The following is a 1,257-nucleotide window of genomic DNA, read 5'->3' as shown; positions in this document are numbered from 1 at the left end:
TGCCACCATTCGGTGCGCAACGATTCCACCTTCCAGGCGTCGTAGATCGACGCGAACGGCTCGAAGCATTCGCGCAACGGCGGGGCGTCGTCGTCGAGGTTGATCCACGCACAACCACCCCACACCTCACATCGCACCGAAGCCAATGACAGGTCGTCGGGATCCAGGTTGTGCTCGTCGAACACATCGGGTCGCAGGACGAAGGTGTTGCGCCCGTCGATACCCCAGCACCAGCCGTGGAAGGGGCACACGAAGGTGCGCCGGGACCCGTTGCCCTCCACCAGCTTTACCCCGCGGTGCCGGCATGCGTTGTGGTAGGCCCGCACGGTTTCGGCATCGAGGCGCACCACGATGACCGACTGGTCGAGGATCTCGTACTCGACGAAATCGCCCGTCTTGGGAATCTCCTCGAGCCGGCACGCCATCTGCCACACGCGCGGCCACAACATCTCGTTCTCCAGCGCGTAGAACTGCGGGTCGTAGTACCGCTGCTTGGGAATGCGATCGGCGGACGCAACCGCCCATGGCACCGGAAGCGGCGACCAGTTCACATCCATGGCTTTTCCTCGTTCATACCTCGTTCATACGATCCGCGACATCCGGCCCTGCCAGTAGGGTTCGCGGATGCGCCTTTTGTACAGCTTCCCGTTCGGATCACGTGGTAGCGCGGCATCGAATTCGACTGTGCGGGGGCACTTATAACCGGCCAGGCGAGCGCGGCAGTAGGCCAGGAGCTCGGCTTCCAGCTCTGGCCCGGGCGTGGCGCCGGCAACCGGCTGGACGACGGCCTTGACCTCCTCGCCGAACTCGTCATTGGGCACCCCGAACACCGCTGCGTCAACGAGGCTGGGATGCATGACGAGAAGATTCTCGACCTCCTGCGGGTAGATGTTGACCCCACCGGAGACGATCATGAACGTCGATCGGTCGGTGAGGTAGAGGTACCCCTCTTCGTCGAGATAACCCATGTCCCCCAGCGACCGCCAACCGCATTCATTGGAGACCGATGCCGTTTTGACCGGATCTTTGAAGTATTCGAAAGCGGGTCCTCCTTCGAAGAACAGCTCGCCGGTCTGCCCGGGCGCCAGTTCGGCGCCGTCGTCGCCAATAACATGGACCGGGCTGTATGGCTTGCCGACCGAGCCCGGGTGCGCCAGCCACTCCTGCGGGCCTATCGTCGTCCCCGCGAATCCCTCTGTGCCGCCGTAGTACTCGTGAATAATTGGCCCGAACCAGTCCATCATCCGGTGCTTGACG

Annotated in this window: 2 protein-coding genes; both read right to left on the bottom strand. The window is 63.0% G+C overall.

Annotated features, from left to right (window positions below; translation table 11 throughout):
• The coding region (locus AWC27_RS10745) for an aromatic ring-hydroxylating oxygenase subunit alpha (protein WP_139836902.1) at positions 1–557 on the bottom strand (557 nt) is incomplete at its 3' end.
• Positions 558–581: 24 nt separating this feature from the next.
• The coding region (locus AWC27_RS10740; RefSeq protein ID WP_139836901.1) for an AMP-binding enzyme at positions 582–1,257 on the bottom strand (676 nt) is incomplete at its 5' end.

This window comes from Mycobacterium szulgai, from assembly GCF_002116635.1.
Taxonomy (GTDB): domain Bacteria; phylum Actinomycetota; class Actinomycetes; order Mycobacteriales; family Mycobacteriaceae; genus Mycobacterium; species Mycobacterium szulgai.
This window is presented reverse-complemented; position numbering and strand designations above follow the sequence as displayed.